This is a genomic window from Paraburkholderia sp. (assembly GCF_034668105.1).
Classification (GTDB): domain Bacteria; phylum Pseudomonadota; class Gammaproteobacteria; order Burkholderiales; family Burkholderiaceae; genus Paraburkholderia.
This window is the reverse complement of record NZ_JAXDPY010000609.1, coordinates 1-5,916: the sequence shown is the minus strand read 5'-3', so window position 1 is coordinate 5,916 and position 5,916 is coordinate 1. Positions and strand designations below refer to the sequence as shown.

The window sequence follows — 5,916 nt, the reverse complement described above, 5'->3', positions numbered from 1 at the left end:
AACTCTTCGCCGACCTTCTCCTGCGCCTGCTTTTCCTCGTCGTTCAGCGCGCCAAGATCCAGGTCGCCGCGGGCCACGCTTTGCAGCGGCTTGCCATCGAATTCGTTGAAGAACGACAACATCCATTCATCGACACGATCCGTCAGCAGCAGCACTTCCACGCCCTTCTTGCGGAACACTTCCAGATGCGGGCTATTCTTCGCGGCTTGCCACGTGTCAGCCGTGACGTAACAGATCTTCGTTTGCTCGGGCTTCATGCGCGAAACATAATCGGCGAGCGACACCGTTTGCTCCGGCGTCTCCGTGTGCGTAGAGGCAAAACGCACCAGCTTTGCAATACGCTCGCGATTGGCGAAGTCTTCGCCAATGCCTTCCTTCAGCACCTGGCCGAACTCCTTCCAGAAACCGGCGTACTTTTCCTTATCGGCATCGTTGTCCGAATTCGCCAATTCCTCGAGCATCGACAGCGACCGCTTGGTCACCCCTTCGCGGATCGCCTTGACATCGCGGCTTTCCTGGAGGATTTCACGCGACACGTTCAGCGGCAAATCAGCCGAATCGACCACACCCTTCACGAAGCGCAGATACGCGGGCAGCAGTTGTTCGGCGTCGTCCATGATGAACACGCGCTTCACGTACAGCTTCAGGCCGCCGCGATGATCGCGATTGAACATGTCGAACGGCGCGTGCGTGGGCACATACAGCAGTTGCGTGTATTCGCTGCGGCCTTCGACGCGGTTATGCGTCCACGTCAGCGGATCCTGATGATCGTGCGACAGATGCTGATAGAACTGCTTGTACTGCTCTTCAGTGATGTCGTTCTTTGCACGGGTCCACAGCGCGCTTGCCTGGTTGACGGTCTCGTCTTCGTCCTTCGTGACCATCTCGCTCTTTTCGGCGTCCCATTCTTCCTTCGCCATCAGGATGGGCAGCGCGACGTGGTCCGAGTACTTCTGAATGATCGACTTCAGACGATGCGACGACAGCAGCTCGTCTTCATCGGCACGCAGATGCAGCGTGATGGTCGTGCCGCGCGCGGCGCGCTCGATCTGCTCGACCGCGAAATCGCCCTCACCCGCGCTTTCCCAGCGCACGCCTTCCGAGGCCGGCAAGCCGGCACGGCGCGTTTCCACCGTGATCTTGTCCGCGACGATAAAGCCCGAGTAAAAACCCACGCCGAACTGGCCGATCAGCGCCGCATCTTTCTGCTGATCGCCGGAGAGCTTGCCGAAGAATTCCTTGGTGCCGGAGCGCGCGATGGTGCCGAGGTTGGCGATCGCTTCGTCGCGGCTCATGCCGATGCCGTTGTCGTCGAGCGTGATGGTGCGCGCGGCCTTGTCGTACGACACGCGAATCCGCAGATTCGAATCGTTTTCGTACAACGCACTGTTTTCGATCGCTTCGAAGCGCAGCTTGTCGGCCGCGTCTGACGCGTTCGAAATCAGCTCGCGCAGAAAGATTTCCTTGTTGCTGTACAGCGAATGGATCATCAGGTGCAGAAGTTGTTTGACTTCTGCCTGAAAGCTCATGGTTTCTTGTGCCATGGTCGGACTTCCTCTCTGTTACGGATACGAATGGGATTGAACATTGCCGGCGTAAATTGGGGCGAGCCGGCGCGGTTTCAAGAGGCACGCCGCGCGACGCTGTCCAGATAGCGGCACAGGAACGTCGCCAGTTCAGGATCGCCGCAGTTGGCAATATTGAAGCGCATCCACGTGGTCGGCGATTGCTGCGGAGAAAACAGACTGCCAGGCGTCAGCAAAAACCCGTCTTCGTGGCCGGCGGCCGCGAGCGCGCTCGCATCGACACCCGTGTCGGCCCACAGGAACATGCCCGCCGTGGGCGTCAGGAACAGCTTCAGGCCGGTCTTCTCGAGCATTCGCACGGATTTTTCGCGCACGCCGTCGAGCCGCGCGCGCAGCCGCTCGACATGCCGGCGATAGTGGCCCTCGGTGAGAATCTTGTAGAGCACGCGCTCGTTCAGTTCGGGGCTCGTCATGCCGACCAGCATTTTCTGATCGCTGACGGCCGTGGCCACCTCCGGCGCGCAAGCGATAAAACCCACGCGCAGATTCGGCGCGAGCGTCTTCGAAAAGCTGCCGAGGTAGATCACGCGCTTCAACTGGTCGAGACTCGCGAGCCGCGTGCCGGGATAGCTCGGCGGGCAGAGATCGCCGTAAATATCATCTTCGACGACGATGAAATCGTAGGCCTCGGCGAGACGCAGAATGCGGAACGCCTGCGCGGCCGTGAGCGATGTGCCGGTGGGGTTCTGCAGTACCGAATTGATCACCAGCATTTTCGGCCGCCACGTCTGCACCAGCGACTCGAGCGCGTCGAGGTCCGGCCCGTCCGGCGTATAGGGCATGCCGACCAGGTGCGCGCCCTGCGACGCAAAACGCCCGAACATCTGAAACCAGGCCGGATCGCCGACGATCACCGCATCGCCCGGCTTCACATAGATGCGTGAAATCAGGTCGATCGCCTGGGTAATGCCGGAGACCATCACGATCTGATCCGGCGAAGCGCCGATTTCCAGCTCCTCAAGCCGCGTCTGCAACTGTTGGCGCAGCGGCAAAAAGCCCTGCGGCGTGCCGATGCCGAGCATCTGCGCACCGCTTTGCCGGCCCAGCGTGCGCAGCGCGCTGGTGATCAGATCGCCGTCGAGCCAGCGGCCCGGCAGGTAGCCCAGTCCGGGGCTGCGCTCGGGGCGCGCGCCCGTATGCAGCATATTGCGCAACAGCCAGACGACGTCGATCGTGGCCGGCGCGGGCGCCGCCGCGGCAATGGTGCGGATCTCAGCCGTTGGCGCACCGCCCAATCGTTCGCGCACATAAAACCCGGAACCGCGCCGCGACTCCAGGTAGCCCTGCGCCACCAGCCGCTCGTACGATTCGACCACGGTGAAGCGCGAGACGCCCTTGTCCAGCGCCAGCTTGCGGATCGACGGCATGCGCATGCCGGGACGGAACACGCGCTCCTCGATGCGGCGGCGCGCCCACTGGACGAGCTGCTCCACCAGCGTCAGCGACGCCGTGTCGTGCGGGGTGGGAATCTGGGCAAGCGGGACGGACATGACGGGCTCCAACTGTACCGAACGGTATCGAGTCGATTGTACCGTTACTGTGCTGGTCTGCGCCGCTACATTGAACGCTACATTCAAGATAAGCAGCGGATGACGAAGCGGCCCAGGCGCTATGCACCGCACACGGCCAGGCTCGGGCAAGACCAGCCCAAACGCCATCCGTCTGGCCCGCCGACCCGGCAAACGGTTATGCTTACGACCCCGGCCAGGCTGCTGCCGCACCCAGCGCGCGTTCCGGCTTACCGCAGAAACCGCTTTCCCGATCCGCCATGACTGCCCATTCGCTCCATCTCGACCATCTCGTGATTTCCGCCCGTACCCTCGACGAGGGCACGCAGTACGTCGCCGATACGCTCGGCGTCGCACCGGCAGGCGGCGGTACGCATCCGCTGATGCGCACCCACAATCGCCTGCTGAAGCTGTGGGGTGACGTGTATCTGGAGGTGGTCGCAATCGACTCGCAGGCCGCGGATCCCGCGGATGGCGCCGCGCCTCGGGCCCGCCTGTTCGCCCTCGACGACCCGGCGACGCAGGCACGGCTCGAAACGGGGCCGTACCTGTCGCACTGGGTTGCCCGAGTCGACCGGCCGAAGCGGCTCACGGTCTGGCAAACGCAGTATCCACAGCGCATCCCCCCGATCGTGCCGATGACACGCGGCGATTTCACGTGGGGCCTGTCAGTGCCCGACGATGGCGCCTTCCCCGTCTGGCAAGGCGCGGGCGACGGCGTGCTGCCGTCGCTGATCCAGTGGGACACGCCGCGCCATCCGTCTGCCGTCTTGCCGGAAACGGGCATTGCACTCAAGGCGCTGAAAGCCACGCATCCGCAAGCCGACACGATCGCGGCGCAATTGCACTGGCTAGGCGCGGCGCACCTGATCGTGCTGGAGCCCACGGCAGGCGCTGCGGCGCTGGTCGCCGAATTCGAAACAGCCGACGGTCTACGGACCCTTAAATAAGCAGCGCGCGCGGGTCGCCGACTCGCGCGATAATTGAAGTTTTGACCGGTTCCAGAGATACCAGCAGAGGAGACCATGGACCAAAGCGACTTGAAAGCCCCCACGTGGCAACTGTCCGAACGCGCACGCAAGCTCACGAGCTCAGCGATCCGCGAGATCCTGAAAGTCACGGAACGGCCTGAAGTCATTTCGTTCGCGGGCGGCCTGCCCTCGCCGGCGACCTTTCCGGCCGAACGCATGCGCGAAGCATCCGACCGCATTTTGCGCGACGCACCCGCCGCGGCTTTGCAATACAGCGCGACTGAAGGCTACCTGCCGCTGCGCGAATGGATCGCCCAACGCTATTCGGTGAACGGCGCGCAGATTCGCCCGTCGCAGGTATTGATCACCACCGGCTCGCAGCAAGCGCTCGATCTGCTCGGCAAAGTGCTGGTGTGCCCGGACAGCCCCGTGCTGGTCGAGACGCCCACCTACCTCGGCGCGCTGCAATCGTTCTCGATGTACGAACCGCGCTATGTGCAGGTGCCGACCGACGAGCAAGGCCTGATTCCCGAGGCGCTCACGCCCGAGCTGACGGCCGGCGCGCGCCTCCTGTACGCCCAGCCGAATTTCCAGAATCCGACGGGCCGACGCCTGCCGGTCGAACGCCGCCGCGCACTTGCTGCGTTTGCCAAAACCGCGCCGTTCCCGGTGATCGAGGACGATCCCTACGGCGCGCTCGACTACGCGGGTGAGCCGCTGCCCACCATGCTGTCGATGGCGCCGGATCACATCGTCCACCTCGGCTCGTTCTCGAAAGTGCTGGCGCCGGGCCTGCGGGTCGGCTACATCATTGCGCCCGAAGAGCTGATCTTCAAACTCGTGCAAGCCAAGCAAGCCACCGATCTGCACACGCCGAGCTTCACGCAACGGATCGTGTACGAGGTGATCAAGGACGGCTTCCTCGACACTCACGTGCCGACCATTCGCGAGCTGTACCGCGATCAATGCGCGGCGATGCTCGCTTCGCTCGAACGCTACATGCCCGAAGGCGTCAGCTGGAACCGTCCGGAAGGCGGCATGTTCGTGTGGGTGAATCTGCCTGCGCAAATCGACAGCATGAAGCTGCTGGAAGAAGCCGTCGCGCAGAATGTCGCGTTCGTGCCGGGCGGTCCGTTCTTCGCGAACGAAGCCGAGCACAATACGCTGCGCCTGTCGTTCGTCACGGTGCCGCCGGCCAAGATCGACGAAGGCGTGGCGCGTCTCGCGGCGCTGATCCGCGCGAAGCTCTAACGCAGGTCAAAACGCGCCCGGCCGCGCGCCGGGTTACCGAACTCCCTTACTGACGAAGGACACACCATGGCTCAAACAAACGTGTACGACAAGCTCGAGGAATTGGGCATCGAACTGCCGAGCGCGGGCGCGCCGGCAGCCGCCTATGTGATGAGCGCGCAAAGCGGCAACACGGTGTACCTGTCGGGTCACATCGCGAAGAAGGACGGCAAGCCGTGGACCGGCAAGCTGGGCGCCACGCTCACCACCGAAGAAGGCAAGGCCGCCGCACGCTCGATCGCCATCGACCTGCTTGCCACGCTGCACGCGCATGTGGGCGATCTGAACCGCGTCACGCGCATCGTCAAGCTGATGAGCCTCGTCAACTCGACATTCGAATTCACCGAGCAGCACCTGGTGACCAACGGCGCGTCGGAACTGATCGCTGACGTGTTTGGCGAGCGCGGCAAGCATGCGCGCTCGGCGTTCGGCGTGGCGCAGATTCCGCTCGGCGCATGCGTCGAGATCGAGTTGATCGCCGAAGTCGAATAACGCAGGCTTGCGGGTTCGCGCCGCCGATTTTTCCGGCGGGCCGCTCCTGAGTGCATTGAACGCGTCGCG

General features: G+C 63.4%; 5 protein-coding genes. 3 read left to right on the top strand and 2 right to left on the bottom strand.

Annotation, left to right across the window (positions count from 1 at the left end; translation table 11 throughout):
• A partial coding sequence (gene htpG, locus QOC89_RS26845; RefSeq protein ID WP_323047799.1) for a molecular chaperone HtpG occupies positions 1–1,544 on the bottom strand: 1,544 nt, incomplete at its 3' end.
• A gap of 77 nt (positions 1,545–1,621) precedes the next feature.
• Positions 1,622–3,076, bottom strand: a complete 1,455-nt coding sequence (locus QOC89_RS26840; RefSeq protein ID WP_323047798.1) for a PLP-dependent aminotransferase family protein — start codon at positions 3,074–3,076, stop codon at positions 1,622–1,624.
• A 278-nt stretch (positions 3,077–3,354) separates the two neighbouring features.
• On the opposite strand from QOC89_RS26840, the gene QOC89_RS26835 reads away from it, so the two are divergent.
• The 3 genes from QOC89_RS26835 to QOC89_RS26825 all read left to right on the top strand — a co-directional run bounded on the left by QOC89_RS26835 (position 3,355) and on the right by QOC89_RS26825 (position 5,847).
• Positions 3,355–4,044, top strand: coding sequence for a VOC family protein (locus QOC89_RS26835; RefSeq protein WP_323047797.1), 690 nt, complete (start codon positions 3,355–3,357; stop codon positions 4,042–4,044).
• 75 nt (positions 4,045–4,119) lie between these two features.
• On the top strand, positions 4,120–5,316 hold the full coding sequence (locus QOC89_RS26830; protein WP_323047796.1) for a PLP-dependent aminotransferase family protein: 1,197 nt from the start codon (positions 4,120–4,122) through the stop codon (positions 5,314–5,316).
• A 66-nt stretch (positions 5,317–5,382) separates the two neighbouring features.
• Positions 5,383–5,847 (top strand): RidA family protein, encoded by a 465-nt coding sequence (locus QOC89_RS26825; RefSeq protein WP_323047795.1) that lies wholly within the window; start codon positions 5,383–5,385, stop codon positions 5,845–5,847.
• Positions 5,848–5,916: the final 69 nt, after the last annotated feature.

Bases quoted from the DNA above. Each gene is read 5' to 3' on its own strand.
- QOC89_RS26840 (WP_323047798.1), bottom strand. From the start codon at position 3,076: ATGTCCGTCCCGCTTGCCCAGATTCCCACCCCGCACGACACGGCGTCG.
- QOC89_RS26835 (WP_323047797.1), top strand. From the start codon at position 3,355: ATGACTGCCCATTCGCTCCATCTCGACCATCTCGTGATTTCCGCCCGT.
- QOC89_RS26830 (WP_323047796.1), top strand. From the start codon at position 4,120: ATGGACCAAAGCGACTTGAAAGCCCCCACGTGGCAACTGTCCGAACGC.
- QOC89_RS26825 (WP_323047795.1), top strand. From the start codon at position 5,383: ATGGCTCAAACAAACGTGTACGACAAGCTCGAGGAATTGGGCATCGAA.